The sequence below is a fragment of the Pseudarthrobacter equi genome (assembly GCF_900105535.1).
Taxonomy (GTDB): Bacteria; Actinomycetota; Actinomycetes; order Actinomycetales; family Micrococcaceae; genus Arthrobacter; species Arthrobacter equi.
This window is the reverse complement of the sequence record NZ_LT629779.1, coordinates 3161039-3185831: the sequence shown is the minus strand read 5'-3', so window position 1 is coordinate 3185831 and position 24793 is coordinate 3161039. Positions and strand designations below refer to the sequence as shown.

Annotated in this window: 20 protein-coding genes and 2 tRNA genes; 14 read left to right on the top strand and 8 right to left on the bottom strand. The window is 65.1% G+C overall.

Annotated elements, in window-relative coordinates:
- The first annotated feature begins 35 nt into the window (after nucleotides 1-35).
- The 4 genes from BLT71_RS14395 (at nucleotide 36) to BLT71_RS14380 (ending at nucleotide 4548) form a co-directional block, all read left to right on the top strand.
- Nucleotides 36-2993, top strand: a complete 2958-nt coding sequence (locus BLT71_RS14395; RefSeq protein WP_172829981.1) for a UPF0182 family membrane protein — start codon at nucleotides 36-38, stop codon at nucleotides 2991-2993.
- Between the two features lie 171 nt (nucleotides 2994-3164).
- Nucleotides 3165-3238 (top strand) — tRNA-Met (locus tag BLT71_RS14390).
- 162 nt (nucleotides 3239-3400) lie between these two features.
- Nucleotides 3401-3474 (top strand) — tRNA-Met (locus BLT71_RS14385).
- Nucleotides 3475-3615: 141 nt separating this feature from the next.
- The gene (locus BLT71_RS14380; protein ID WP_091721515.1) at nucleotides 3616-4548 is read left to right on the top strand and encodes a cytochrome b/b6 domain-containing protein; all 933 of its coding nucleotides are present in this window, start codon (nucleotides 3616-3618) and stop codon (nucleotides 4546-4548) included.
- 22 nt (nucleotides 4549-4570) lie between these two features.
- Here the strand turns inward: BLT71_RS14380 and BLT71_RS14375 are convergent, their stop codons facing one another.
- The 3 genes from BLT71_RS14375 to BLT71_RS14365 all read right to left on the bottom strand — a co-directional run bounded on the left by BLT71_RS14375 (nucleotide 4571) and on the right by BLT71_RS14365 (nucleotide 9042).
- Nucleotides 4571-5998, bottom strand: coding sequence for a cryptochrome/photolyase family protein (locus BLT71_RS14375; protein ID WP_091721512.1), 1428 nt, complete (start codon nucleotides 5996-5998; stop codon nucleotides 4571-4573).
- An 88-nt stretch (nucleotides 5999-6086) separates the two neighbouring features.
- On the bottom strand, nucleotides 6087-6878 hold the full coding sequence (locus BLT71_RS14370; protein WP_091721510.1) for a PspA/IM30 family protein: 792 nt from the start codon (nucleotides 6876-6878) through the stop codon (nucleotides 6087-6089).
- A 106-nt stretch (nucleotides 6879-6984) separates the two neighbouring features.
- Nucleotides 6985-9042, bottom strand: coding sequence for a TPM domain-containing protein (locus BLT71_RS14365; RefSeq protein WP_091721507.1), 2058 nt, complete (start codon nucleotides 9040-9042; stop codon nucleotides 6985-6987).
- A gap of 310 nt (nucleotides 9043-9352) precedes the next feature.
- Here BLT71_RS14365 and BLT71_RS14360 point away from each other — a divergent pair, with 310 nt between their 5' ends.
- The 4 genes from BLT71_RS14360 (at nucleotide 9353) to BLT71_RS14345 (ending at nucleotide 13837) form a co-directional block, all read left to right on the top strand.
- Nucleotides 9353-11029: a S1C family serine protease gene (locus BLT71_RS14360; protein ID WP_091721505.1), complete on the top strand. Its 1677-nt coding sequence runs from the start codon at nucleotides 9353-9355 to the stop codon at nucleotides 11027-11029.
- 270 nt (nucleotides 11030-11299) lie between these two features.
- Nucleotides 11300-12091 (top strand): electron transfer flavoprotein subunit beta/FixA family protein, encoded by a 792-nt coding sequence (locus BLT71_RS14355; RefSeq protein ID WP_015937642.1) that lies wholly within the window; start codon nucleotides 11300-11302, stop codon nucleotides 12089-12091.
- A gap of 13 nt (nucleotides 12092-12104) precedes the next feature.
- Complete coding sequence (locus tag BLT71_RS14350) at nucleotides 12105-13055, top strand: electron transfer flavoprotein subunit alpha/FixB family protein (RefSeq protein WP_091721502.1); 951 nt, start codon at nucleotides 12105-12107, stop codon at nucleotides 13053-13055.
- A gap of 2 nt (nucleotides 13056-13057) precedes the next feature.
- The gene (locus BLT71_RS14345) at nucleotides 13058-13837 is read left to right on the top strand and encodes a PIG-L deacetylase family protein (RefSeq protein WP_091721500.1); all 780 of its coding nucleotides are present in this window, start codon (nucleotides 13058-13060) and stop codon (nucleotides 13835-13837) included.
- 63 nt (nucleotides 13838-13900) lie between these two features.
- Here BLT71_RS14345 and BLT71_RS14340 read toward each other — a convergent pair whose 3' ends face one another.
- The 4 genes from BLT71_RS14340 to BLT71_RS14325 all read right to left on the bottom strand — a co-directional run bounded on the left by BLT71_RS14340 (nucleotide 13901) and on the right by BLT71_RS14325 (nucleotide 16996).
- Nucleotides 13901-14731: an anti-sigma factor gene (locus BLT71_RS14340; protein ID WP_091721498.1), complete on the bottom strand. Its 831-nt coding sequence runs from the start codon at nucleotides 14729-14731 to the stop codon at nucleotides 13901-13903.
- A 1-nt stretch (nucleotide 14732) separates the two neighbouring features.
- Nucleotides 14733-15341, bottom strand: a complete 609-nt coding sequence (locus BLT71_RS14335; RefSeq protein ID WP_091721495.1) for a sigma-70 family RNA polymerase sigma factor — start codon at nucleotides 15339-15341, stop codon at nucleotides 14733-14735.
- Nucleotides 15342-15561: 220 nt separating this feature from the next.
- Nucleotides 15562-16029: a tRNA (cytidine(34)-2'-O)-methyltransferase gene (locus BLT71_RS14330; protein WP_091724047.1), complete on the bottom strand. Its 468-nt coding sequence runs from the start codon at nucleotides 16027-16029 to the stop codon at nucleotides 15562-15564.
- A 22-nt stretch (nucleotides 16030-16051) separates the two neighbouring features.
- Nucleotides 16052-16996, bottom strand: coding sequence for a J domain-containing protein (locus BLT71_RS14325; RefSeq protein ID WP_091721493.1), 945 nt, complete (start codon nucleotides 16994-16996; stop codon nucleotides 16052-16054).
- A gap of 201 nt (nucleotides 16997-17197) precedes the next feature.
- Between BLT71_RS14325 and BLT71_RS14320 the strand changes: the two genes are divergently transcribed.
- Complete coding sequence (locus BLT71_RS14320) at nucleotides 17198-17899, top strand: hypothetical protein (RefSeq protein ID WP_091721490.1); 702 nt, start codon at nucleotides 17198-17200, stop codon at nucleotides 17897-17899.
- Here BLT71_RS14320 and BLT71_RS14315 read toward each other — a convergent pair.
- Nucleotides 17896-18357, bottom strand: a complete 462-nt coding sequence (locus BLT71_RS14315; protein ID WP_157693478.1) for a DoxX family membrane protein — start codon at nucleotides 18355-18357, stop codon at nucleotides 17896-17898. The two genes, BLT71_RS14320 and BLT71_RS14315, sit on opposite strands and share 4 nt — an antisense overlap.
- An 87-nt stretch (nucleotides 18358-18444) precedes the next feature.
- On the opposite strand from BLT71_RS14315, the gene BLT71_RS14310 reads away from it, so the two are divergent.
- From BLT71_RS14310 to BLT71_RS14290, 5 genes are all read left to right on the top strand, one after another.
- On the top strand, nucleotides 18445-19164 hold the full coding sequence (locus tag BLT71_RS14310; protein WP_091721487.1) for a helix-turn-helix transcriptional regulator: 720 nt from the start codon (nucleotides 18445-18447) through the stop codon (nucleotides 19162-19164).
- A gap of 9 nt (nucleotides 19165-19173) precedes the next feature.
- Nucleotides 19174-20397 carry a cysteine desulfurase family protein gene (locus BLT71_RS14305; RefSeq protein ID WP_091721484.1) on the top strand — a complete coding sequence of 408 codons (1224 nt, stop codon included), beginning with the start codon at nucleotides 19174-19176 and terminating at the stop codon, nucleotides 20395-20397.
- A 142-nt stretch (nucleotides 20398-20539) separates the two neighbouring features.
- On the top strand, nucleotides 20540-21676 hold the full coding sequence (gene mnmA, locus BLT71_RS14300; RefSeq protein ID WP_091721481.1) for a tRNA 2-thiouridine(34) synthase MnmA: 1137 nt from the start codon (nucleotides 20540-20542) through the stop codon (nucleotides 21674-21676).
- A gap of 269 nt (nucleotides 21677-21945) precedes the next feature.
- Nucleotides 21946-23577, top strand: coding sequence for an ABC transporter substrate-binding protein (locus BLT71_RS14295; RefSeq protein WP_091721478.1), 1632 nt, complete (start codon nucleotides 21946-21948; stop codon nucleotides 23575-23577).
- Nucleotides 23578-23699: 122 nt separating this feature from the next.
- Nucleotides 23700-24791 carry an ABC transporter permease gene (locus BLT71_RS14290; protein ID WP_091721476.1) on the top strand — a complete coding sequence of 364 codons (1092 nt, stop codon included), beginning with the start codon at nucleotides 23700-23702 and terminating at the stop codon, nucleotides 24789-24791.
- The last annotated feature ends 2 nt before the right edge of the window (nucleotides 24792-24793 follow it).

Here is a 24793-nt window from a genome sequence, read left to right as displayed (position 1 = left end):
ATGAGGTACCCAGTTTGTCCCGTCCCGCCAGCACCATGTCCACCGGCAGACCCCCTTCCCGACGCGGCGCGCTGACGCCCACCCTGATCGTTGTTGCCCTCGTCGTCGTGGGCTTCATCTTCTTCGCCAACGTCTGGACCGACGTCCTTTGGTACCGGCAGCTGGGGTTCATGGAAGTCTTCATCACTGAGAACCTTGCGAAGATCGCCATCTTCGCTGCCGGGTTCGCCTTGATGTTCGCCGGCGTGTTCTTCGCCATCCGCATTGCCTACCGCTCCCGGCCGGTCTACGCGCCTGATTCCGATATCCGGGACAACCTCAACCGCTACCAGGCACAGCTGGAACCTGTACGGCGGGTGGTCATGATTGGCCTGCCCATCCTCTTCGGCCTCTTCGCCGGAAGCGCGGCCGCGAGCCAGTGGCAGAAGGTATTGCTCTTCTTCAACCAGGTGGGCTTCAACAAGCAGGACCCCCAGTTCAACATGGACATCAGCTTCTATGTGATGGTCCTGCCCTTCCTGGGATTCGTCACAGGCTTCCTGATCAGCGTGGTTGTCATTGCCGGCATCGCCGGCATCCTGACGCACTACCTCTACGGCAGCATCCGGCTCATGGAGCGCGGCGTCTACACCGCCCGTGCCGCCCAGATCCACATTGCCGTCACCGGTGCCGCGTTCCTGATCCTGCTGGGCATCAACTTCTGGCTTGACCGGTATTCCTCGGTCCAGAGCAATGGCGGCCGCTGGGCCGGTGCCCTCTACACGGACGTCAACGCCGTCATCCCCACGAAGGCCATCCTCGCCGTCGCTGCCGTGCTGGTAGCCGCGCTGTTCATCGTGGCAGCCATCATCGGCCGCTGGCGCCTGCCGGTCATCGGAACGGCGATGCTGATCATCACGTCCATCCTGGCCGGTGGAGTGTACCCCTGGGTGATCCAGCAGTTCCAGGTCCGTCCCTCGGAAGAAACGCTGGAGAAGGACTACATCCAGCGGAACATCGACAACACCCGCAGCGCTTACGGGCTCGATGGAATCCAGGAGACCCGCTACGACGCCACCAACACCGCAACATCAGGTGCCCTGGCCCCGGACGCGCAGACCACCGCAAACATCCGGCTCCTGGACCCCAACCTGATCTCTGACGCCTTCGCACAGCTGGAACAGTACCGCCCGTACTACCAGTTCCCCGAGGCCCTCAACGTTGACCGGTACGAGGTGGACGGCAAGATCCAGGACACCGTGATCGCTGTCCGGGAACTGAACCCCACCAACGTGGCAGCCAACCAGCAGGGCTGGTTGAACCAGCACGTCGTGTACACGCACGGCTACGGCGTGGTAGCGGCCAAGGGCAACAAGTTCACCGTGGACGGCAAGCCTGAATTCCTGCAGTCGGGCATCCCCTCCAATGGCGTCCTGGGCAACGACTCCTCCTACCAGCCCCGCATCTACTTCGGTGAATCCTCACCCGAGTACTCGATCGTTGGCGCCCCGGAAGGCACCGCTCCGCGTGAGCAGGACCGTCCGTCCGGCCGCGAAGGCGAAGGCGAAACCCAGTACACGTTTACCGGCAACGGCGGCCCGAACGTGGGCTCGTTCTTCAACAAGGTCCTGTACGCCATCAAGTTCCAGTCCTCGGACCTGCTGCTCTCGGACGGCGTGAACTCCGATTCGCAGGTCCTGTACGACCGCAACCCCCGGGAACGCATCCAGAAGGTTGCGCCGTACCTCACCGTTGACGGCAACGCCTACCCGGCGGTTGTTGATGGCCGCGTGAAGTGGATCGTGGACGGCTACACCACCAGCCAGTACTACCCTTACTCGCAGCAAAAACAGCTGTCTGAGGCCACTGCTGACACGCAGACCACCTCCGGCCGCGCCGTGGCCCTGCCGAACAGCACCGTGAACTACATCCGGAACTCCGTCAAGGCAACCGTGGACGCCTACGACGGCTCCGTCACCCTGTACGCCTGGGATGACCAGGACCCTGTCCTCAAGGCCTGGAACAAAGTGTTTCCCACGTCCCTGAAGCCCTATTCTGAGATGTCCGGCGCGGTGATGAGCCACGTCCGTTACCCGGAGGACCTGTTCAAGGTCCAGCGTGAACTGCTGGGCCAGTACCACGTGACGGACCCCCGCAGCTTCTACAAGAACAACGACGCCTGGAGCGTTCCGGCCGATCCCACAGTGGACACGGACGTCAAGCAGCCGCCGTTCTACATGTCGCTGCAGATGCCTGACCAGGACAAGCCGGCGTTCCAGCTCACGTCATCCTTCATTCCGCAGATCGTGAACAACAACGCCCGCAACGTCCTCTATGGCTTCCTGGCAGCGGATTCCGACGCCGGTAACCAGGCAGGGGTCAAGGGTGAGGGCTACGGCAAGCTGCGCCTGCTCAATATCCCGCCGGAAACCCAGGTCCCCGGCCCGGGCCAGGCGCAGAACAAGTTCAACTCCGATCCCACGGTGTCCCAGGCCCTGAACCTGTTGCGCCAGGGTGCCTCGGACGTGCTGAACGGCAACCTGCTGACCCTGCCCGTGGGCGGCGGCATCCTGTATGTGCAGCCGGTCTACCTGAAGTCGACCGGTGAGACCTCCTATCCCACCCTGCAGCGCGTGCTGGTGGCGTTCGGTGACAAGGTGGGCTTCGCGCCCACCCTGGACGAAGCACTCAAGCAGCTGTTCGGCGGTAATTCCGGCGCAGCGGCGGGCGACTCGGACAACAACGGGCAGACGCCAGCCGCGCCGGCTAATCCATCGGAGCCGGGAGCGGACGCCAAGGCTGAGCTCAAGGCGGCGCTGGACGAAGCAAATGCCGCCATCCAGGCCGGCCAGTCGGCTCTCTCAACCGGTGACTTCGCCGCTTATGGTGAGGCGCAGAAGCGGATCACAGCGGCACTGAAGAAGGCCGTGGACGCCGAGGCCAAGATTCCCGGCACCGCCCCGGAAGCCAGCCCGGCACCAACGGCAACGCCGACACCGTCGCCCAGCAACTAGCCAGGCTCGCGGCGTCCTGAGCCCCCCCCCGGGTGCCCAGGACCTGAATGAAAGTACGACGACGTAAAGCGGCACCCGCTTCCTCCGGGAAGCGGGTGCCGCTTGCGTAACGGACGTCACGCTGTCTCGATTTGGCTTGGCGTTCACCTCCCGGTAAAGTAGTTCTTGCGACGCGGGGTGGAGCAGTTCGGTAGCTCGCTGGGCTCATAACCCAGAGGTCACAGGTTCAAATCCTGTCCCCGCAACTGGTAAAAGACCCGGACATTGGAAACAGTGTCCGGGTCTTTTTTGTGCTCCTGGCTGTGTCGGTTGGCGGTGGCATGGCACGCCTCTGGCGGATGGCCGGGAGGGGCTTTGGGCCACGTGGTCACGGCGGCCGAAAAGATAGGGTAGTGTTGATCAAGCGACGCGGGGTGGAGCAGTTCGGTAGCTCGCTGGGCTCATAACCCAGAGGTCACAGGTTCAAATCCTGTCCCCGCAACTATGGAAAGACCCCGTTCGGCACACCAGCCGGACGGGGTCTTCTTTTTTCCGTGGATGAGGGTAGTTCCTAGTATTCTCGTTCGCAGGGCTTGCGTGCTGCGAGCACCTGGCCAGTCATTCTCGAGAGGAATGTAGTTCGATGTCCACACCCACGAAGAAGCCCGGCGCCGCCACGGGTAAGCGGTCCCGACTCTACTGGGGCGTCCCGGCCGTCCTCGTGGCGCTGGTACTGGTGGTCCTCGCCGCCCGATGGCTTGTGGGCCTTCCCGCCGTGGCTTCCTTCGTGGCTGCCTACCCGGGGCATTCGGAGCTGCCGGCCTCGGCACCCGAGGGCTTCCCGGCGTGGCTGGCGTGGCAGCACTTCCTCAACGCCTTCTTCCTGCTGCTGATTATCCGTACGGGCTGGCAGGTGCGGACCACCACCCGTCCCAGCGCCCACTGGACCCGCAACAACAAGGGCCTGATCCGGACCCGGAACGCTCCAACGAAGATCAGCCTTGAGCTGTGGTTCCACCTCACGTTGGATGCCCTGTGGATCCTCAACGGCCTGGTGTTCGCCGTTCTCCTGTTTGCCACCGGCCAGTGGATGCGGATTGTCCCCACCAGCTGGGATGTGTTCCCGAACGCCCTTTCGGCCGCCCTCCAGTACGCATCGCTGAACTGGCCCACGGAGAACGGCTGGGTCAACTACAACGCGCTCCAGCTGCTGACCTACTTCATCACCGTCTTCATCGCCGCACCGCTGGCGTTCATCACCGGGCTGCGCATGTCCGGTGCATGGCCCAAGAAGGCTGCCGGCCTGAATAAGGCCTACCCCATCGAGTGGGCCCGTGCCGTGCACTTCCCGGTGATGATCTACTTCGTGGCCTTCGTGGTGGTGCATGTGTTCCTGGTCTTCGCCACGGGGGCGCTCCGGAACCTCAACCACATGTACGGTGTGCGTGACGACGACGGCTGGTTCGGTTTCTGGGTCTTCGCCGCTTCCGTGGCTGTCATGGTTGGCGCCTGGTTCCTCGCCCGCCCGCTTTTCCTGCGCCCCATCGCGTCACTGATGGGCAAGGTCAGCCGCTGACCCTGGCGGCCCGTACAAGCGGTCACGAGTCCTTGAGCTTCTGGTAGGCATCCAGTGCCCGCTCCCGTGACTCTGGGAGCTCCACCAGGGGCTGGGGGTAGCTCTCCAGCTCCGCCGTCCATGGTTCGTGGATCGCTTTGCCCTCAAGGCCGGCGATCTCCGGGATGAACCGGCGCAGGTAGTCGCCGCCGGCGTCGAACTTCTTGCTTTGGGTTACCGGATTGAAGATGCGGTAGTAGGGCGAGGCATCCGCTCCGGAGCCGGCCACCCATTGCCAGTTTGCGGGATTGTTTGCGGCGTCGGCGTCCACCAGGGTGTCCCAGAACCATTGTTCGCCCACCCTCCAGTCGGTCAGGAGGTTCTTGACCAGGAAGGATGCCGCTGCCATGCGGACGCGGTTGTGCATCCACCCGGTCTGCCAGAGCTGCCGCATACCGGCGTCAACCAGCGGATAGCCGGTCTGGCCCTGCTGCCACGCGGCCAGTTCCTGCCGGCTCAGTGATCCCCATTCGAACTTCTCAAAGTCGGGCCGGAAGCTCCGGGTGGCCAGTTCCGGATTGTGATACAGCAGGTGCCAGTTGAATTCCCGCCAGCCGAGTTCGGAGCGGAAGATGCCGACGTCGGCAGGAACCTGCCGCGGATGGCGGCGGCGGATCTCACGCCATACCCGGAACGGACTGACTTCGCCGAACCGGAGGTACGGAGACAACCGGCTGGTTCCCTCAGTGCCGGGGATGTTCCTTCCGGTCCCGTAGTCCTCAATGGGACCGTCCAGGAAGTCCGTTAGGCGGTCCAGCGCGCCCTTTTCGCCCGGCACCCACGTGTCGGCCAGCCCTCCGCTCCAGTCGGGCGAGGTAGGCAGCAGCTTCCAACTGCCTAGGGAGTCGCTCGCCGGGAGGCCGCGGCCGGAGGAAGCCGGTTCGGGAAGGTCTTGGGGAACGTCGAAAGGATCCCGGATGTCGCCGGCTGCCAGGCAGGCACGCCAAAACGGTGAGTAGACCTTGTACGGGCCGCCTGCGCCGGTCCTAATGGTCCAGGGCTCGAAGAGCAGGTTGGCCTGGAAACTGAAGGCCTCGATGCCGTTGCCGGCAGCCCATTCCTTCAGGCCGGCGTCGATATCGCGTTCCGGCCCGCCGTAGCGGCGGTTCCAGAAGAGGTGGCCCGCATGCGTCTGCGCAGCCAGTGAACTGATGACGTCGGCGGCCTTGCCGCGGCGCAGCACCAGCCGCGAACCCTTGGCTTCCAGATCGGCGCTGAGTGCCGCCAGCGAGTGGTGCAGCCACCACCGGCTGGCCCCTCCGAGCGCCCGAACACCGTCCGACTCCTCGTCCAGTACATAGACCACTGTCATCGGCACACCGAGGTGGGCAGCTTCGGACAGTGCAGGGTTGTCATCGAGGCGAAGGTCGTCGCGCAGCCATACGAGTGACGTCAGATCTGTGGAAGCCATGCCACCACGCTACACACCGGGGAACGGCAAAGGGCCGGGACTTTCCGTCCCGGCCCTTCAACGTTGGTGATTACCTGCTCCCGCAGGCTCAGAGCTTATCGAAATCCGCCTCATCCACGGTGGATGCTGGTTCGGCCGAATTGCCCGAACCGATGGCCTGGGTGCTCTTGCCGCCGGACTTCAGTGCGGCCAGGCGGGCCTCGATCTCCACCTGCTCACCAAGGTCTTCCAGCTGGTTGAACTGTGCATCGAGGCTCGATGCGGCGAGTTCCTGCTGGCCGCGGACCTTCGCCTCTTCGCGGCGGATCTTCTCTTCGAAGCGTCCCACTTCGCTGGTGGGATCCATGATGTCGATGCTCTTGATGGCGTCGTGGACCTGCGTCTGTGCGGCTGCGGTCTTGGACCGTGCCACCAGTTCGTTGCGCTTGCTGGTGAGCTGGTTGAGCTTGCCCTTCATCTGGTCGAGGCCGTTCTTGAGCTTGTCAACCACTTCGCGCTGCGAGGCGATGCTGGGCTCAGCGCCCTTGGCTTCGCTCTCGGCAGCCATCTGGCGCTGCAGGGCCACCTTGGCCAGGTTGTCGAACTTCTCGGCGTCCGTCACGTCGCCATTGCTGCGGAACTCATCGGCCTTGCGCGAGGCGGCCAGGGCCTTGTTGCCCCAGTCGCGGGCATTGCGGACATCCTCGTTGTAGTCGTCTTCGAGCATGCGGAGGTTGCCAATGGTCTGCGCCACGGCTGACTCAGCCTCGGCGATGTTGTTGGTGTAGTCCCGGACCATCTGGTCCAGCATCTTCTGCGGATCCTCAGCGTTGTCCAGCAAGGAGTTGATGTTTGCCTTCGCCAGCTGAGCGATGCGGCCGAAAATGGACTGCTTAACCATGGTGTTACCTTTCGTCCTGCTCTGTTGTGGCCACTGCTGCCGGTGAACAGTGGTGTACTGCGTCTATCCGCCCGCCGGTATTCCGGCGGGCGCCTAGCCTGTGGATCTAGAAACTCCCCGAGTCACCGCCGCCGAAGTCACCGCCGCCGAAGTCGCCGCCACCGAAGCCGCCGGAATCTCCGCCGAACCCGCCGCCCCCGTCGCCGTGGCCGCCGCCCCAACCGCCGCCGCCGCCACCGTTGAGGATGGAGTTGATCAGGATGCCGCCCAAGATGGCGCCACCCAGGCCGCCGCCTCCGCCGCCGCCGAACATGCCGCCCCGGCCGTAGCCCTGGTTGGCGTAGCCGTCGAAGTGGTCCACATCCGCCTGGGCCAACTGGGCTGCCTGCGCGGCGAGGGCGTGTGCCTGCTGTGCGTAGGTGAGGGCTGTGACGGGATCGGTCCGTGCAATGGAGAGCGCGTAGTCCAGGTTCCGCTGGGATTCCGCCAAACGGGTCCGCGCCTCGGTGCCGACGCCGCCGCGGCGGGCCGTGATGTAGTCCGAGGTAGCGCTGATCTGCGCCTGTGCGGACATGATGGTCTGCTGCAGCGAGGCCTGGGCCCGGCGTGCCTGCTCCTGCTGGTCGCGGATTCCGGTCAGCGACTGGTCGAGGGACTGATGGGCAGCCTCGACCCGCTGCAGCGTGGCAATGGGGTCGATCTTGCCACCCTGGATTTCGGCTTTGACCTGGGCCAGGGCAGCCTCGACGCCTGCTACCGGGCCGGCAAGCTCGGGGTGGGCGCCGGATTGGATCATCGCCCGGGCCTGGGCAAGGTCCTGGGAGGTGTCAACCACCGCGGCCTCAAGGCTGTTGCGGGCCTCGTCCAGGCTGGACGAGAGCTTGGAGATGGCATCGATCAGGACGGTCGTCTGGTGGAGGCTTTCCTCAGCAGCACGCACGGCCACGGCGGCGAGGCTCGCTTCACCCTCGTCCAGCTTCTGCTGCGCGGCCGCGGTGGCGTTCTTGACGAAGGCGAGGCGTTCCTTGGCCTGAAGGATGTTGTCGGACACCTGGACCAGGGCGCTGTCGGCGTACTTGGCGCGCAGCGTGGTGAGCGATTCCTCGGCGTTGGCAATCTTTGCGTCGGCGTCGCGTGCTCCGGCATTGATGACGGCAAGGGCCTGGGGAGCGTTCTTTTCGAGTTCCCTCAGCGAGTCGAAGTCCGCCTTCTGCTCCTGCAGGGAGGCCAGCGCAGCCTCCGACCGCCGGATGATCTCGCCCAGCCAGGTCCGCTGCTGCTCCTCAGTGTCCGGGATGTGGTCGTCGAGCTGCTGCTGGAGCTTGAACGATTCGGTCATGTGGGCTTTGGCCTCATCGAGGGCCTTGGTGAAGTTGCCCACGGCAGAGTCGCCGTACTGGGCCTGGGCGAACATGAGTTCCTGTTCGCTGGACTTGATGGCGTCATCAGCCTCGATCAGCAGTGGGCCGCTCTTGCGGCGCAGTTCTTCGACGCTAAGGGAAGCCAAGGGGTCCACCTGGCCACCTTGAGGGCCATAGCTGGCGCTCGAAGCCTGACCGGCTGCCTTCTTGCGGCGGTTGCGGAAGTACAGGTAGGCGCCGGCGCCACCGGCGGCCACAACGCCTGTCCCCACGAGTACCGCAGCACCGGCGTCGTTGCCGGAGGAGACGTTGCCGTTACCTCCGCCTGCAGCGTCTCCGATAGCCGCCGCAGTGTCGATGGCGGCTTGGGCATAGTCGCGCTTGCCACCGGCGAGGTTGGCTGTGACAGCGTTCTGGCTGATGTTGGCCTGCTTGGACCGTATCGGGCTCGCGGAGTTCGTGACGAAATTGAACTTTCCGTCATCCACGGCCATCGCCAGAACTGCGTCGGCCCGGCCCATGCCCTTCAACTCGGCCACCTTCTGCGTCCATTGGACGGGATCAGTAGGGCTCGTGAAGGTGTCGACCGTGACAACGTAAAGGTTGTACTTGTGGTCTTTGAGCAAGTCCTGGATGGCCTTCTGGACTTCACCCTCGCGGCCGCCAAGAACCTTCGCGTTGTCGACGATGTTCTTTCCCGACGGGATGGTGACCGGATCTTCGGCCCAGGCCGCGCCGGCGGGCACCGCCAGCAGACCGGCAAGGCCAACGACGGCGAGAATACGTTTGAACTTTGACCGCATGTGCAACCCTTCAGCACGCCTGACACCGATTCCGGACGAATCAGTCGTCACGAAATCCAGCAGCGCCCCCACGCTCGGTGTGAAGCCGCAGGTCGCTGTGGCATTTCATCTTGATTCTATGGTGCACCCCACAGGCCGTCCATTGAGCTGAATATGCCACCAGCGAAACGATGCGGGCAGGGCCGCTCCCAGGGGAGGTCATAGCTGGTGATCAGGTGCCAGCCGCGTTCAGCAAGCTCCCAGCAAACATCCGAACTTGTTCCAGCGACGGGGTACATAGTTAATGCAGACGAGGATGAAAGGAAGTCCCATGACTGAGAACCAAAGTTCCGGACACGGCCCCGAGGACGGCCGGTCCACCAGCCGGAATCCCTGGCAGCAGCCCACGATGCCGGGAGACGGTCCCACGGACGCTCGGCATGCGGACGGTCCGGGTGCCGGCCCTGAAACAGGCAACCAGGGCGCGGACAGCAATACTCCTACCCACGCGAACACCGGGGGAGCTGACCAGGGGCGCCAGTACCCCACCGAACAGTTTGACCGCCAGGCCACGGACAACCCCACCCGGGAAATTCCGCGGGGCCAGCACCCCGAGTACCCGCAGCGCCAGCCGTTCTACGGCCAGTCGGCCTATTACGGGCAGAACCCGCAACACGGGCAGAACCCGCAACACCAGCAGAACGGGAACGCGCACAATTACGGCCAGCCGGCTGCCGGAACTGCCCACGGGGATCCCGCCGGCGGCGTTGGATTTGCCCCCAACGCCAAGGATGCTCCTCGGCGCAAGGCGACGTTCGGGGTCGGGACCCTGGTGGCCAGCATCCTTGCTGCCGGCCTCGTAGGCGGCGGCGTGGCCACGGTTGGTTCCGGCGAGCTGTTCGGCAGCACGGGAACCTCCACCACGGCCAGCAGCAACAGCCAGCCCGGCACCGTGATCGTCAACAACCAGGACAGCGTCAACGAGATCACCGCGGCCGCCGTGAAGGCTTCGCCGAGCGTGGTCACCATCAGCGCCACCAGCGGAAGTTCCGGCGGAACCGGCTCGGGCATCGTCCTTGACGACCAGGGCCACATCCTGACCAACACCCACGTGGTGACCCTTGACGGCCAGTCTGCCAACGCCAGCCTGGAGATCCGTACCAGCGGCGGCAAGGTGGTTCCCGCCAAACTGGTGGGCACCGACCCGTTGTCTGACCTTGCGGTGATCAAGGTGGACGACACGTCCGGCCTCACGCCTGCCACCCTCGGCGACTCCTCCAAGCTCAATGTGGGCGACACCGCCATTGCCATCGGTTCACCGCTGGGACTCACCGGCACCGTGACGGACGGCATCGTCTCAACCCTCAACCGCACCATCAGCGTGGCCTCGTCGGCAGCGCCCGAAGGCGGAGACAACAGCCAGGGCGGGGACGAGGGCTTCCAGTTCGCGCCTCCCGGCGGCGGCCAGAGCCAGCAGAGTTCAAGCCAGGGATCCATCGCCATTAATGTGATCCAGACTGACGCGGCCATCAACCCGGGTAACTCCGGCGGCGCACTGGTCAACAGCAAGGGCGAGATCATCGGCGTGAACGTTGCCATCGCCTCCGCCGGCTCGGGCACCTCATCCTCCTCCAGCGGCAACATCGGTGTGGGCTTCAGCATCCCGATCAACAACGCCAAGCGCGTGGCTCAGGAGATCATCGACAACGGCAAGGCGTCCCACGGGCAGCTTGGGGTCAGCGTCAAGGCAAAGACGACCTCCGGGGCATCCTCCGAGTTCTCCGTCGGCGCAGACGTTGCCACCGTGGAAGCCAACTCGCCCGCAGCCAACGCGGGGATCATGGTGGGCGATGTCATCACCAAGTTCAACGACCTCGCCATCGGTGAGCCGAACCAGCTGACTGCGGCTGTCCGCGAACAGCCGGCAGGATCCTCCGTGAAGATCACCGTCCTGCGCAGCGGCAAGGAACAGACGTTCGACGTCAAACTGGGCACGGCGGCCAGCTAGGGCCACCACGCCGGTGAACCGGCAATAACGACGGCGGCGCCGCACCTTCGGGGGCGGCGCCGCCTTCGGTTGACCGCCCGGCCGCCGTGTTTCCGGATGCCGGCGTCCGCGCAGGGAAACGCACGGACACAGGGGTTAACCGGGCGTCACATGGCGGTCGCAATATGGTTAGCTAGACCTACCCGCATGCCGGGCACTCCGCGGCCATGACCTCACCCGGCTGGCTGTCCACAAGCATGGAAGGCTGCTGTCACTACAGTGGAAGATACTTTGAAGATTGTCGTCCTGGTCAAGCATGTACCGGACGCCCAGTTTGACCGCCACCTCAACGGAGAGGGCAACACTACGGACCGCGATGAAAGCATCCTGTCCGAGCTGGACGAGTACGCGCTCGAAGCGGCGCTGCAGCTCGCCGAGGCACGCGGCGGCAGCAAGGCCGGCAACCAGGTCATCGCCTTGAGCATGGGCCCCTCCGGCGCAGTCAACGCCGTCAAGAAGTCCCTGCAGATGGGTGCCACCGAAGGCGTCCACCTCACCGACGATGCCCTGGCAGGCTCCGACGCGGCCGCAACGTCGCTCGCGCTCGCAGCAGCCATCCGGCACCTCGGCCAGGTGGACCTGGTCATCACCGGCATGGCATCCACTGACGGTGAGACGTCCCTGGTACCGGCACAGCTGGCCGAACGGCTTGGCCTGCCGCAGGTGACCTTCGCTTCCTCGCTGGAGGTCGCCGGTGGCAGCCTTACTGCACGCCGCGACGCGGACACTTCCTCCGAAACCGTGGAAGCACCGCTGCCCGCCATCGTGTCCGTGACGGACCAGATCAACGAGCCCCGGTACCCCAACTTCAAGGGAATCATCGCTGCAAAGCGCAAGAGCATCGCCACGCTGTCCCTCGCGGACATCGGAGTTTCCCCCGACCAGGTTGGCTTCGCCGGCTCCTGGACCACGGTGACCAGCGCCGAAGAACGGCCGCCACGGACCGCCGGCACCATCATCACCGACGAAGGCGACGCCGGCATCAAGCTGGTGGACTTCCTGGCCGCCCAGAAGCTGCTCTAAGAGGATCACAGACATGGCAAAAGTACTCGTTTTCATTGACAACCCGGGCGCAGCCCTGAAGAAGAGCAGCCTTGAGCTGCTGACCCTGGCCCGCTCGCTGGGGGAACCCGCCGTCGCCGTCAACGGTGAACTCACCGACGCCGTCGCCGCCTCCTTTGCCGAATACGGCGCCGCGGCCGTGCTGCGGCCCTCCGCCCAGGACCTGAACGACTTCCTGGTCGCCCCCAAGGCCGCCTTCCTGGCCGCCGCCGCAGAGAACACGGGAGCCGGCGTCGTTCTGCTGGATAACTCGCCGGAAGGCAAGGAAGTAGCGGCACGCCTGGCCATCCGGCTCAACGCCGGCGTCATCACCGACGTCGTGTCCGTGGATGCCGACGGAACCGCCCACAAGTCGGTCCTGGCGGGGTCCTACACCACCGCCTGCAAGGCCAAGACCCCTGTGTCCGTCCTGACCATCAAGGCCAACAACGTGGTACCGGAACCGGCGGCAGCACCCTCGGCACCGGAAACCGTCACCGTGGAGGTTGCAGTCGGAACCGTACCCGCTGCCCGCATCACTGCCCGCGAGCAGAAAGCGGCGAGCGGACGCCCCGACCTGACAGACGCACGCGTAGTGGTGGCCGGCGGGCGCGGCATGGACGGTGACTTCGGCCCCGTCGAGGAACTAGCAGACGCCCTGGGCGCTGCCGTGGGTGCATCGCGGGCGGCTACAGACGCAGGCTGGATCAGCCACGACGCCCAGGTGGGACAGACCGGCAAGACCGTGTCGCCGCAGCTCTACATCTCGGCAGGCATCTCGGGCGCCATCCAGCAGAAAGCCGGGATGCAGACCTCCAAGGTCATCGTCGCGGTCAACAAGGACGCCGAGTCTCCCGTCTTCGAAATCGCAGACTTTGGAATCATCGGCGACGTTTTCGATGTGCTGCCCCAGGCAGCGGCGGAAATCAGGAAGCGCAAAGGCTGACCTTGGCTGCACTGATTCAGCAGGACCAGAGCCCGTTCAATCCGGAAATCCACCGGGTGGAGCGGGTGCTCTGTTTCGCGGCACATCCCGATGACATCGACTTCGGTGCTGCCGGGACTATCGCCGCCTGGACGGCGGCAGGGGTGCAGGTGAGCTACTGCATCATGACCGACGGCGACGCCGGGGGATTCGATCCGGCGCACCGGGCAGACATTATCGTCATGCGTGACGCTGAACAGCGAAGGGCCGCCCAGCTGGTGGGCGTCTCCGACATCCATTACCTCCACGAGCGCGACGGCTACCTCGAACCGACGCACGACGTGATGCGCGGAGTGGTGCGGCTTATCCGCGAAATCCGTCCCGACGTCGTGCTTTCCATGCATCCTGAACGTAACTGGCGGCGCATCCAGAAAAGCCATCCGGACCACCTGGCGGTGGGGGAGGCCGTGACACGCGCCGTCTACCCGGCGGTCGAAAACCCCTTCGCCTACCCGGAACTGGCTGAAGCGGGGCTTGAGGCCTATAAGCTGCCGTGGCTGTGGCTCTATGCGGGCCCGGAGGAGCGCGAAAACCACGTGGTGGACGTGACCGGCCACGTGGACGCGAAGCTCCAGGCCATTCACGTGCACGTGAGCCAGCATCCCGATGTGGCAGCCATGGAGGCAGCCGTCAGGCAGGGCATGAGCGTCAACGCCCAACGGGCCGGGCTTCCGGCCGGGCAGAGCGCAGAGGCGTTCCATGTAGTGGCCGTGAACGGCCCAGGGACCATCGCCGGCTTCTAGCCGCCAACGCAGAACACCCCGCCTCCTTCAGGAGGCGGGGTGTTCTCTGCATTCGGGGTGTGGCTACGCTCCGAGCGGAGCAGCTGCGACCGTGGGCAGGGTGGGGGTGCGGGAACCGCCCACAGGCTCCACGGTGATTCCGAGCGTTGCGGCTGACGAAATTCCTTCCACCACAGCCGGCTTGGACAGTGCTTCCTTGTCCATCAACCCCTGGGAAACTGGTGCCGAACCGTCCTTGGGAATGAGCCACATCTGGTAGACCTTGCCCGCCGGAGGCGCCGGAACGCCGTTCATCTTCACCACTGCGGCGTTTTCCGAGGGCGAGATGAACAGTGTGGCCGTACCGCCGCCGGTAACGTCCACAGACGCCTCGCGAAGATCCGATGCCCTGACTACCTGGTTGACGGGATCGTTCTGGTCTGCGAAGTACGCTCCCAACCCGACTCCGCCCAGGGCTATTGCCGCGGCAGCAGCAACGCCCGCGAGCCAGCGGCGTGTTCCCGAAGACCGGCGCCGTTCTTCCCGGCGCTGGCGCGCCATGGCGAGTTCATCGCCGTCCGCCGCTGCGGGCACTGTTGCCGGTGGGGCCTCGGTGGCCACTGCGTGCGCCGGAAGCTGGGCGACAATCCGATCAAAGAGATCTGCGGGGGGTTCTTCCTCGACGCGGAAGGTGGCAGCCAGTGTTTCCCGTGCCTGGCGGACCCTGTCGAGGAAGGCCTGCCGCTCGGGCTCCGGTGCGGAGGAGACGTACTCGTCGATGGCGCTCCGCTCCTGGTCCGTCACAGCGTCCAGGGCATAGAGCTCCGCGAGATCCACGGCCCTGCCTGATGCGAGGTCCGCGGCGACCGTATCGCCGAAAGACCGGCCGTGGTGTCCTTGGTTCATGTCTGTCATCTCAACTCACCCCCAAACAGGTCTTCAATCGGATCAGCCCGTCGCGGATTCGGGACTTAATGGTTGGTACTGCAGCGTTCAGCCGTTCAGCGACTTCCCGGTAGGTAAGGCCGCCGTAGTAGGCCAGGCGCACTGACTCCTGCTGCGTTTCGGTCAATGTCTCCAGGCAGCGGACCACAGCTTCGGCTTCCAGCCTGCTGCTTACCTCGTCTGAAACACTGTCATGCTCGATGTCCTGCGAGCTCGCGCCGTACTTTGCCTCGCGGTCGCTGGAGGACTGTGCCGACCTCACCCGGTCCACGGCCCGCCGATGGGAAATAGTCATCAGCCAGGACAGCGGGCTTCCGGCCGAGGAATCGAACTTCGCAGCGTTCTGCCACACCTGCAGGAATACTTCCTGGGTGGTGTCTTCGCTGAGTTCGGGGTCGATCAGCACCCGGCGCGCCATGCCGAACACCCTGCGTGACGTCAGCCGGTAAAACTCGGCAAATGCTGCCTGATCGCCCCGCGCTATACCCTCCAGCAGGACTGCCAGTTGGTGGCTCGAGTCAGCCGGGGGATCTGTTACTGCTGCCACAGCCTCGGTGTTTGGCGCCTTGGGAGTCTCCATTGCTTCCAAGCATAAGTCTCCTGGCGGAGAATCTTTAGCAATGCCCTTGACATGCCGAGCGGGTCTGGACCCTGCCTCCAGAAGTGTCACCTGCTCCTCCTCCATCACGCGTGCGACGATTCCCAGCTGTGATTCGGGGCTGCCGGGCCAATGGATGGGCCGCCTTGCGGATTTCCTGCAGGCACCCGGCGTCGGCGCGACGCGGAGTGACGATGCCTGATCAGACTTTGGCGCCGGCAAACCCCTGCTGCCGCCACGCCTCATAGACGGCGATCGAGGCGGCGTTGGCCAGGTTGAGGGAACGCAGGGCGGGCAGCATGGGCAGCCGGACAGTGGCCGTTACGTGCGGGTCGGTCTTCACCTCGGCGGGGAGGCCATCGGATTCGCGGCCAAACATCAGGACGTCGCCGGGTTGGTAGGCGATGTCCGTGTAGCTGGCTGTGCCATCCGAGGTGAAGGCGTAGACGCGTTCCGGTTTCAGGTGGCGCCACGCGTCCTCAAGGGTGGGATGCACGGTAACGACGGCGAGGTCATGGTAATCCAGGCCCGCCCGCCGGAGCTTCGCGTCAGAAAAGTCGAAGCCCAGCGGCTCCACGAGGTGCAGTTCCGCACCGGTGATGGCTGCGAGCCGGATGGCGTTGCCCGTATTGCCGGGAATCTCGGGTTCGTGAAAGAGGATGCGGAACACCATCCCATCCTAGCTACCGCAGTCAGTGCATTCCGTGCAGGAGGCGGGCAAGGACCGGAACATTCACGGTGTTGGGGGCCGGGCCGGAGGACAGGAACTCCTTGAGCCCGCGGGTCAGCCCCGCAGCGTTCACGATCCTGACTGCTTCGAGTTCGCCAGCTGATCGCCGGTGCTGGTCAATCACCGGTTCGTGCAAATTTCCGCCGGGGCTGTGGACCACAGTCCATCCCGTCACGTTCAGCTCCGGGAAGATATCCTGCATGGCGCGCACCACCTGCCCAAGCTGCGGTGGTGCGATGGCACGCCCTCCGTGGTTCAGCGTCCGGCCGTCCCACGCGTAGGCGCCCTTGGGAAGCAGCATGGAACCCACCAGCGCCAGCCGGTAACCCGAGAGGACCGCGTGATCGATGTGGCTGTTGTCGGCGGGGGACAGGAGGCCGTTGATCAGCCTCGCGGCCGGGATGGCCGGCAGCACCTGCCGGGTGAGGAGCTGAACCGTGCGCATCTCGCGCTGGATCCTGGCCTCGGCGCCGAAGATTCCGCGTTTACGCGGCACGCCGTGGACCTGCTGGCTGGCCTGGGCGAGGGGAATCAGCGGAACCATGCCGCCGTCGTCGTAGGGCGGCACATAAACGGGTGGGTCTCCGGCGGTGTTGCGCGTCCCGGGCTGGCGGTGGACGGTAGCGGAAGCCCGGCTGCCGGCAGGCGGAGCGTCGAAATGCGGTCCACTGTCCGCTGCACCGTTCTGGAAGGATCCGGCCGCATAGGAACGGTCGTAGGCCTTGCGGCGCTGCGGATCGATGAGGGTTTCATACGCTGCAGTCACCTGCCGGAAAATCGCGGCATCGCCGCCCTGGTCCGGATGGGCCGAGCGGGCAGCGCGGCGGTACGCCAGCTTGATTTCCTTGTCGGTGGCAGTGACGGCCACCTTGAGGACCTGGTAGTGGGAGCTGTTGCCCTCAGTCAAACACTCATCCTTTTCTCCGTCAGCCGGTCCGCGGGAATCCGGCCTGCCCAGTCTAGCCAGCGACCTTCCTTATGGGACGGCCGCGGTCTCTGTTCTCTCAACGTCCGTCCGGGCGGCTCCGGTTCCCGGTGCCCTGGAGTTTAGACTCGTGGGGGCACGGCCGAAGCGGCCGTCCGGGAACTGACTGGGGTGGAGATGGAGATGCCGACGGCGGGCAGGGCTGCGCGCGCAAGGCCTCGGCGGGTGCCGCTGCAGGCGCTCGCGGCCGGAGCCGCAGTGGTGGGTACTTTGCTGGCGGGGTGCAGCGTGGATGTCCGCGATCCGTCCGTTCCCGAACCGGTGCAGAGTCCGTCGGCGCTGGCCACCCCTACCATCACTCCAGGCCATGATGCTGAAGCCGTGGCTGCGCAGGACCTTCCCTTCAGCGCCGGCGCCATCCTGGCGCGCGGTGTTCCGGTGGGGCTGGCTGACGGCCTGAAGGAGGCCCCGGGGTGGAAGCAGGTCAAGGACAACGTCGCCGGTGAAAGCCAATATCTTAAGGCTGACGGCTGCCTGGTGGCGGCGAAGGTCAGGGGTAACCAGTCGGCGTTGGCCAAGGGTGACGACCGCGAATCCACAGTGGCGCTCTTCAAGTACCTGGATCCCACGATCCTGCCGGAATACCTCAAGACGGAGAAGTTGCGGTGGGGCGGCGATCCTGACGCGCCCGCCCGTACCGTCGAGGTACTGGCGTTGGAGCCCGCCGTGCCGCAGGGCGGCCGGGCCACGGCAATCCTGGCCCGGCTGTTTGCGACTGCAGGTTCTTCGGTCTACGTCAGTGTGTCCTGCCCTGATACCGCATCCTTGGGGTCGGCACGTGGCGACGTCGTTAAGTTCCTGCCGATCCTGCCACCGTCCAACTAAGTGGTCCGCGGCGCTGTCTGCTCCTGCCTGGACGCTCCGTTCCGCTGGGCGCTGCTGTTCCATTGCGCCAGGCGGTTGAGGGCCAATGCACCCACCAGCAGGCCGAAATCGCGAAGGGCAACGTCGAAGAAGCTTCCCAGGACGAGGAGGTTGATGATGATGCCGGCCAGCCAAGCGGCCACCAGCAGGGATCCGAAGCGGGGGCGTACTGCGACGGCGATGCCTGCCACTACCTCCACGACACCAACCACGTACATGAAGGTCTCGGGTTGGAGCGGCACCACGGCGGTGGCCTGCGGGGCGAGGTAGATGGTCCAGTCCGTGAGCACGTTCGTGAACTTGTCCAGGCCGAACAGGATCGGCGCAACCGTGAACACCGTGCGCAGGAGCAGGAAGGCCTGCCGCGCCGGATCAACGGCCGTCAGGTGATGAGTGCGTGTGGCTGATGCAGTTTTCATAGCAACTCCTTCTAAAAGTAGATTTTACTATTTTAGAAACTTCGCAGGTCTATAATCAAGAGATATTGACTATGGAAGTGGTGGATTATGGGCAGGCTTCCCTGGGTGCGCCGCGTGGCGGCCCTCGCCTCGCTGGCCGACGACAAGCGGCTCCGGATTTTTGAACTCGTCGCTGCCGCCCCGCACGCGCTGGGACGCGATGAGGTGGCCGGCGCGGCCGGCGTGCCGAGGAGCACCGCCTCGTTCCACCTGGACCGCCTGGTCCAGGACGGCCTTCTGTCCGTGGAATTCCACAAGCCGCCGGGGCGCACCGGGCCCGGATCGGGCCGGCCGGCCAAGATGTACCGGCCCGCTGCCCGGGAAGTTACGGCCTCGGTTCCCGACCGGAACTATGACCTTGCCGGAGAAGTCCTTGCTGCGGCCATTGAGCGGGCGCAAACCACGGGGGAGACGGTAGGCGAGGCGCTTCGGGAAGCTGCCTTTACGGCGGGCCGCGACCAGGCCGGCGGCGCCGCGTCGCTGGAGGACTTTCTGACGTCCACGGGATACCGGCCGGTTCCGGACGGGAGCGGCGGCTACACGTTGCCAAACTGCCCGTTCCACCGGCTGTCACGGGAGTACCGCGACGTAGTCTGCGTCATGAACGGAGCCTTCCTGCGCGGCGCCGCGCAGGCCTGCGGGGGCAGTGGGGACGATGTGGCGGCCGCCGCTGTCCCGGGAGGATGTTGCGCCAGGATCAACGCGGATACAGCTGTGGATACACCCGCGGGTACACAGCAGCCAGGGGCGGTCACGCCCCGGGGATAGAATTGCTGCGTGTCTGCCTACCTCGACCACGCCGCCACCACCCCACTTTCCGCCGAAGCGCTGGCCGCTTTAACGCGCGAGTTGGCCCGTACCGGAAACCCGTCGTCACTGCACGGCTCAGGGCGCCGGGCGCGCCGCACGGTCGAGGACGCCCGGGAAGTGGTGGCCGCTGCCGCCGGCGCCCACCCCTCCGAAGTCATTTTCACCTCCGGCGGCACTGAGGCCGACAATCTCGCCGTCAAAGGCCTGTTCTGGTCCCGGGTGGCAGAGGATCCTGCGCGGCGGAGAATCCTCTGTTCCGCCGTCGAACACCACGCAGTACTGGACACTGTGGAATGGCTGGAGCGGCACGAACACGCCGACGTGACGTGGCTGCCGGTAGACAGCGACGGCGTAGTGAACCTCGGCGTCCTGGAAACTGAACTTGCGCGCGACCCCGGATCCATCGCCCTGGTGACCGTGATGTGGGCCAATAACGAAGTGGGGACCATCCAGCCCATTTCGCGGATTGTCGGGATGGCCCACGCGGCTGGCGTTCCTGTCCATTCGGATGCCGTCCAGGCCTTCGGCTCGGTAGAGGTGGACTTCAAGGGCTCGGGGCTGGACGCCATGTCCGTGTCCGGCCACAAAATCGGCGGTCCGGTGGGCGTGGGGGCGCTGCTTCTGGGCCGGGCAGTCAAGCTGACCCCGGTCCAGCACGGAGGGGGCCAGGAGCGCGATGTCCGCTCGGGAACCCTGGATACGGCGTCCATCGCCGCTTTTGCCGCTGCGGCCCAGGGGGCAACCTCTGCCCTGGCCTCGGAGTCCAGCCGGATCGCCGCCCTTCGGGACCGGCTGATCGACGGCGTCCGGGAGCGGGTGCCGGAAGCGATCCTTCGCGGTGCGCCGGGCGATGGCCGGCTGCCCGGCAATGCCCATTTCACCTTCCCGGGTTGTGAAGGCGATTCGCTGTTGTTCCTCCTGGACCTCGCCGGCGTGGAGTCCTCCACCGGTTCGGCCTGCACCGCCGGGGTGCCGCGCCCCTCGCACGTCCTCCTGGCCATGGGGCTGGATGAGGAAACCGCGCGTGGTGCGCAGCGCTTCACCCTCGGCCACGCGTCCACGGAGGCGGACGTGGAGGCCCTGCTGGCAGCGCTTCCTGATGCCTGCGCCCGCGCGCGGCAGGCGGGGATGGCTGGCCATGAATCCTCCATCCAAACGGCCGCGACGGTTGCCCGCCTAAACGTCCGCTGACCGGGTGCCGTTACCGGCCGCGGGTGGGCAAGGGTGTCGATTTGCGGCCGGCCGTAGAATAGATAGGCGAGGATCGTTTTCCGGCACGTGCCGGCGGTCCGCCCCTTGGCCACAAGCCGAATACCTCCACCAGAAAGCCAGCATGCGAGTTTTAGCAGCCATGAGCGGCGGCGTTGATTCCGCCGTTGCAGCCGCCCGCGCCGTCGAGGCGGGCCACGACGTCGTCGGCGTCCATCTGGCGCTGTCCCGGATGCCCGGTACGCTGCGGACAGGCAGCCGGGGTTGCTGCACCATTGAAGACTCGCGGGACGCCTGGCGTGCTTGCGACGTACTCGGCATTCCTTATTACGTGTGGGACTTCTCGGAGCGCTTCAAAGAAGATGTGGTCCAGGACTTCATCGACGAATACGCCGCGGGCCGCACCCCCAACCCCTGCATGCGCTGCAACGAACGGATCAAGTTCGCGGCGCTTCTCGAAAAGGCCATCGCCCTGGGCTTTGACGCCGTCTGCACCGGCCACTACGCCAAGGTCATCGAAGACTCCCACGGGAACCGCGAGCTCCACCGCGCCGCGGACTGGGCCAAGGACCAGAGCTATGTGCTGGGCGTCCTGACCCACGAGCAGCTCAAGCACTCGATGTTTCCCCTTGCAGACACGCCGTCCAAGGCCGAGGTCCGCGCGGAAGCTGAGCGCCGGGGGTTGTCGGTGGCCAACAAGCCCGACAGTCACGACATCTGCTTCATCCCCGACGGCGACACCGCCGGGTGGCTCGCCGAAAAGATCGACATGGCCACCGGGGACATCGTGGACGAAACCGGCGCGAAGGTTGGCGAGCATCCCGGCGCCAACGCCTTCACGGTAGGCCAGCGCCGCGGCCTGAAGCTGGGACGCCCGGCCGCTGACGGCAAGCCCCGTTTCGTGCTGGAGATCCGGCCCAAGGAAAACAAGGTGGTGGTCGGCCCTGAGGCGCTGCTGGCCATCGATGAGATCCAGGGCATCAAAGTGTCCTGGGCCGGGCTGCCCATCGGGGAAGTGGAAACCGGCGCGGAATTCGATTGCTATGCCCAGGTCAGGGCCCACGGGGACCCCGTTCCGGCGCGTGCCCGGATGGAAGCGGATCCCGAGGCCGCGGACGCCCCTGCTCGGCTTGTGGTCACGCTGACCGACCCTCTGCGCGGCGTGGCACCCGGACAGACGGTTGTCCTGTACCAGGGCAGCCGGGTGCTCGGCCAGGCCACCATCGACGCCGCCCGCTCGCTCCAGCGGGCAGTGCTCTAGGACATTTCCCCAGGCCGGGCAGTCGCCCGCCTCACGACGCCGCCCCGCGCAGTAGGGGCGGCGTTTTTTGCCGTGCCGCCCCCTGACCGGCAGGCCGGAGGAAAACATCTGTTGCCCAAGGTAAATTTTGTGTCTCAACTCACAGGATTGGCGCTCCTGGGTGCTGACTCTCTGATTGAATCTACCCATCAGCACTGCGCGCCGCTGCCCGGGCTCATGCGCCTTTTTGTGGCCGGCGCGCAGGTACTCATCGGACAGAAAGTTCAGAGATGACCAAGAGCAACAAAGCACTGCACAGCGCCATCGCGCTGGCAGGCATCTCCGCACTCGCACTGACGGCCTGCACGGGCCCGTCGGGCGGTGGCGGTACCTCCACGAACGGCAGCGGAGGCAGCACGATTACCCTCGGAACGACTGACAAAGTGGTCACGCTCGACCCCGCGGGTTCCTACGACGCCGGTTCCTTCCTGGTGATGAACCAGATCTACCCCTTCCTGCTGAACGCCAAGCCCGGAAGTGCCGACGCCTCGCCGGACATCGCCGAATCAGCGTCCTTCACCGCCCCCACCGAGTACACGGTCAAGCTGAAATCCGGACTGAAATTCGCCAACGGGCATGCGCTCACTTCATCCGATGTGAAGTTCTCCATTGACCGCGTGGTCAAGATCGCGGACCCCAATGGCCCTGCGTCGCTGCTGAGCAACCTGGAGTCCGTTGAAGCGACTGACGACACCACCGTCGTTTTCAAGCTCAAGGCCGCAAACGACCAGGTCTTCCCGGGCGTCCTGGCGTCAAACTCGGGACCCATCATCGACGAGGAAGTCTTCCCGGCGGACAAGGTCATGGGCGACGACGACATCGTCAAAGCCAAGCCTTTCGCCGGTCCCTACAGCATCGACAGCTACAAGAAGAACGAGCTCATCAGCCTCAGCGTGAACCCTGACTACCAGGGACTGCTCGGCAAGCCAGCCAACGGCGGCGCCAACATCAAGTACTACGCCGACGCCAACAACCTCAAGCTCGATATCCAGCAGGGCAACATCGATGTTGCCGGCCGGTCGCTGACCGCCACGGACGTCGCCGACCTGGAGAAGGATTCCAAGGTCAAGGTCCACAAGGGCCCCGGCGGCGAGCTGCGGTACATCGTCTTCAACTTCGACACCATGCCGTACGGCGCCAAGACCCCCGAGGCCGACCCCGCAAAGGCCTTGGCCGTCCGACAGGCCATGGCCAACATCGTGGACCGCGACGCCATCGCCACCCAGGTCTACAAGGGCACGTACCTGCCTGCCTACTCCGTGGTCCCGGAAGGATTCCTCGGCGCAAAGCAGCCCCTGAAGGACCTCTACGGAGATGGCGGCAAGCCGAGCCTGGACAAGGCCAAGAAGGTCTTCGCCGACGCCGGAATCAGCGGCCCGGTCACCATCAAGCTCCAGTACAACCCGGACCACTACGGCAGCTCCTCGGGCGACGAATACGCCATGATTAAGGAACAGCTTGAAAAGTCCGGCCTGTTTACCGTGAACCTGCAGTCCACCGAGTGGGTCACGTACTCCAAGGACCGCACCGCCGACGCCTACCCGGTCTACCAGCTGGGCTGGTTCCCCGATTACTCCGATCCGGACAACTACCTCACGCCGTTCTTCGTTCCGGGTAACTTCCTGAAGAACCACTACGACAACCCCGCCGTTGCAGCCCTGATCCAGAAGCAGCTGACCACAGTGGACAAGGACGAGCGCGTCAAGATCCTGGGCGAAACCCAGGACGCCGTTGCCAAGGACCTCTCCACCCTGCCTTTGCTCCAGGGTGCCCAGGTCCTCGTGTCCGGTGCCGACGTCAAGGGCGTGGAGACCACCCTGGACGCTTCGTTCAAGACCCGCCTGGGTGTTATCTCCAAGTAGTCCGGCCAATTCTGCCCACGGCGGGCAAAGGGGCGGGATGCACCAGCATCCCGCCCCGTTGGCCGCTTCCAGCCAGTCCTGTGGGGGAGCAATGGCGCGGGCTTTAGCTTTTAGGTAATCCGATGACCACATTGATTGAAGCGCCGCCGGAAGATTCCGACGGCCTGTTGCCGGCTAAGAAGAAGTCGTCCGGCGGAGGACTTGGCCAGTACATCCTGATCCGTTTCCTCCTGATTTTCCCCACTATTTTCATCCTGGTCACCATGGTGTTCTTCCTCATGAGGATCACAGGCGACCCGATCACCGCCGCGATGGGCGGCAGGCTGCCGCCAGACCAACTGCAGCAGCGGATCACCGCCGCCGGGTACGACCGGCCGCTCCTGGTGCAGTACTTCGAATACCTGGGACAGCTGGTGACCGGCAACTTCGGCACCACACTGTCCGACAACCGCAAAGTGACAGAAATGCTCGGGACCTACGGGTCCGCCACCCTGGAACTGAGCATCAACGCCCTGATTGTGGCGCTCCTCGTCGGCATTCCGCTGGGCATGCTGGCGGCCCAGCGCAGGGACCACCTTCCGGACGCCGTCCTGCGCATCTTCGCCATCCTCTGCTACGCCACCCCCGTGTTCTTCGCCGGACTGCTGCTGAAGCTGACGTTCTCCGTCTGGCTGGGCTGGCTGCCGGTGGCCGGGCGCGCGAAGATCTCGACCGAACTGGCACTGACGTCGCTCCAGGCTCCCACGGGAATTTACTGGCTGGACGCCTTGCGCAGCGGGAACATGGCTGCCCTGGGCGACGTCATGGCCCACGCTGTGCTTCCGGCCATTGCCCTGGGCCTGCTGACGGCCGGGATCTTCCTCCGCCTCGTGCGCACGAACGTCATCGGCACGCTCGGCAAGGACTATGTCGAGGCCGGCCGTTCACGCGGGGTCAGCGAGTTCAGGCTGGTGACCAAGCACGCGTACAAACCGGCGCTGATTCCGATCATCACCGTGATGGGATTGCAGATCGCCGTGATGCTCGGTGGTGCAGTCCTGACGGAGAAGACCTTCGAATGGAAGGGGCTGGGCTTCCAGCTTGCAACGTACCTCACGGCCCGTGACTACGTTGCCGTCCAGGGCATTGTGGTGCTCCTGGCAGTCATCGTCGCCACCACCAACTTCATCGTGGACGTCGTCGCCGCGCTGATCGACCCGCGGGTGAGGTACTGACC

What these genes read in the sequence shown, in the direction of transcription:
- BLT71_RS14295 (WP_091721478.1), top strand. Translation starts at nt 21,946, where the DNA reads ATGACCAAGAGCAACAAAGCACTGCACAGCGCCATCGCGCTGGCAGGC.
- BLT71_RS14320 (WP_091721490.1), top strand. Translation starts at nt 17,198, where the DNA reads ATGCCGACGGCGGGCAGGGCTGCGCGCGCAAGGCCTCGGCGGGTGCCG.
- BLT71_RS14315 (WP_157693478.1), bottom strand. Translation starts at nt 18,357, where the DNA reads ATGAAAACTGCATCAGCCACACGCACTCATCACCTGACGGCCGTTGAT.
- BLT71_RS14290 (WP_091721476.1), top strand. Translation starts at nt 23,700, where the DNA reads ATGACCACATTGATTGAAGCGCCGCCGGAAGATTCCGACGGCCTGTTG.
- BLT71_RS14370 (WP_091721510.1), bottom strand. Translation starts at nt 6,878, where the DNA reads ATGGTTAAGCAGTCCATTTTCGGCCGCATCGCTCAGCTGGCGAAGGCA.
- BLT71_RS14375 (WP_091721512.1), bottom strand. Translation starts at nt 5,998, where the DNA reads ATGGCTTCCACAGATCTGACGTCACTCGTATGGCTGCGCGACGACCTT.
- BLT71_RS14335 (WP_091721495.1), bottom strand. Translation starts at nt 15,341, where the DNA reads ATGGAGACTCCCAAGGCGCCAAACACCGAGGCTGTGGCAGCAGTAACA.
- BLT71_RS14310 (WP_091721487.1), top strand. Translation starts at nt 18,445, where the DNA reads ATGGGCAGGCTTCCCTGGGTGCGCCGCGTGGCGGCCCTCGCCTCGCTG.
- BLT71_RS14340 (WP_091721498.1), bottom strand. Translation starts at nt 14,731, where the DNA reads ATGACAGACATGAACCAAGGACACCACGGCCGGTCTTTCGGCGATACG.
- BLT71_RS14365 (WP_091721507.1), bottom strand. Translation starts at nt 9,042, where the DNA reads ATGCGGTCAAAGTTCAAACGTATTCTCGCCGTCGTTGGCCTTGCCGGT.
- BLT71_RS14360 (WP_091721505.1), top strand. Translation starts at nt 9,353, where the DNA reads ATGACTGAGAACCAAAGTTCCGGACACGGCCCCGAGGACGGCCGGTCC.
- mnmA (WP_091721481.1), top strand. Translation starts at nt 20,540, where the DNA reads ATGCGAGTTTTAGCAGCCATGAGCGGCGGCGTTGATTCCGCCGTTGCA.
- BLT71_RS14350 (WP_091721502.1), top strand. Translation starts at nt 12,105, where the DNA reads ATGGCAAAAGTACTCGTTTTCATTGACAACCCGGGCGCAGCCCTGAAG.
- BLT71_RS14380 (WP_091721515.1), top strand. Translation starts at nt 3,616, where the DNA reads ATGTCCACACCCACGAAGAAGCCCGGCGCCGCCACGGGTAAGCGGTCC.
- BLT71_RS14395 (WP_172829981.1), top strand. Translation starts at nt 36, where the DNA reads ATGTCCACCGGCAGACCCCCTTCCCGACGCGGCGCGCTGACGCCCACC.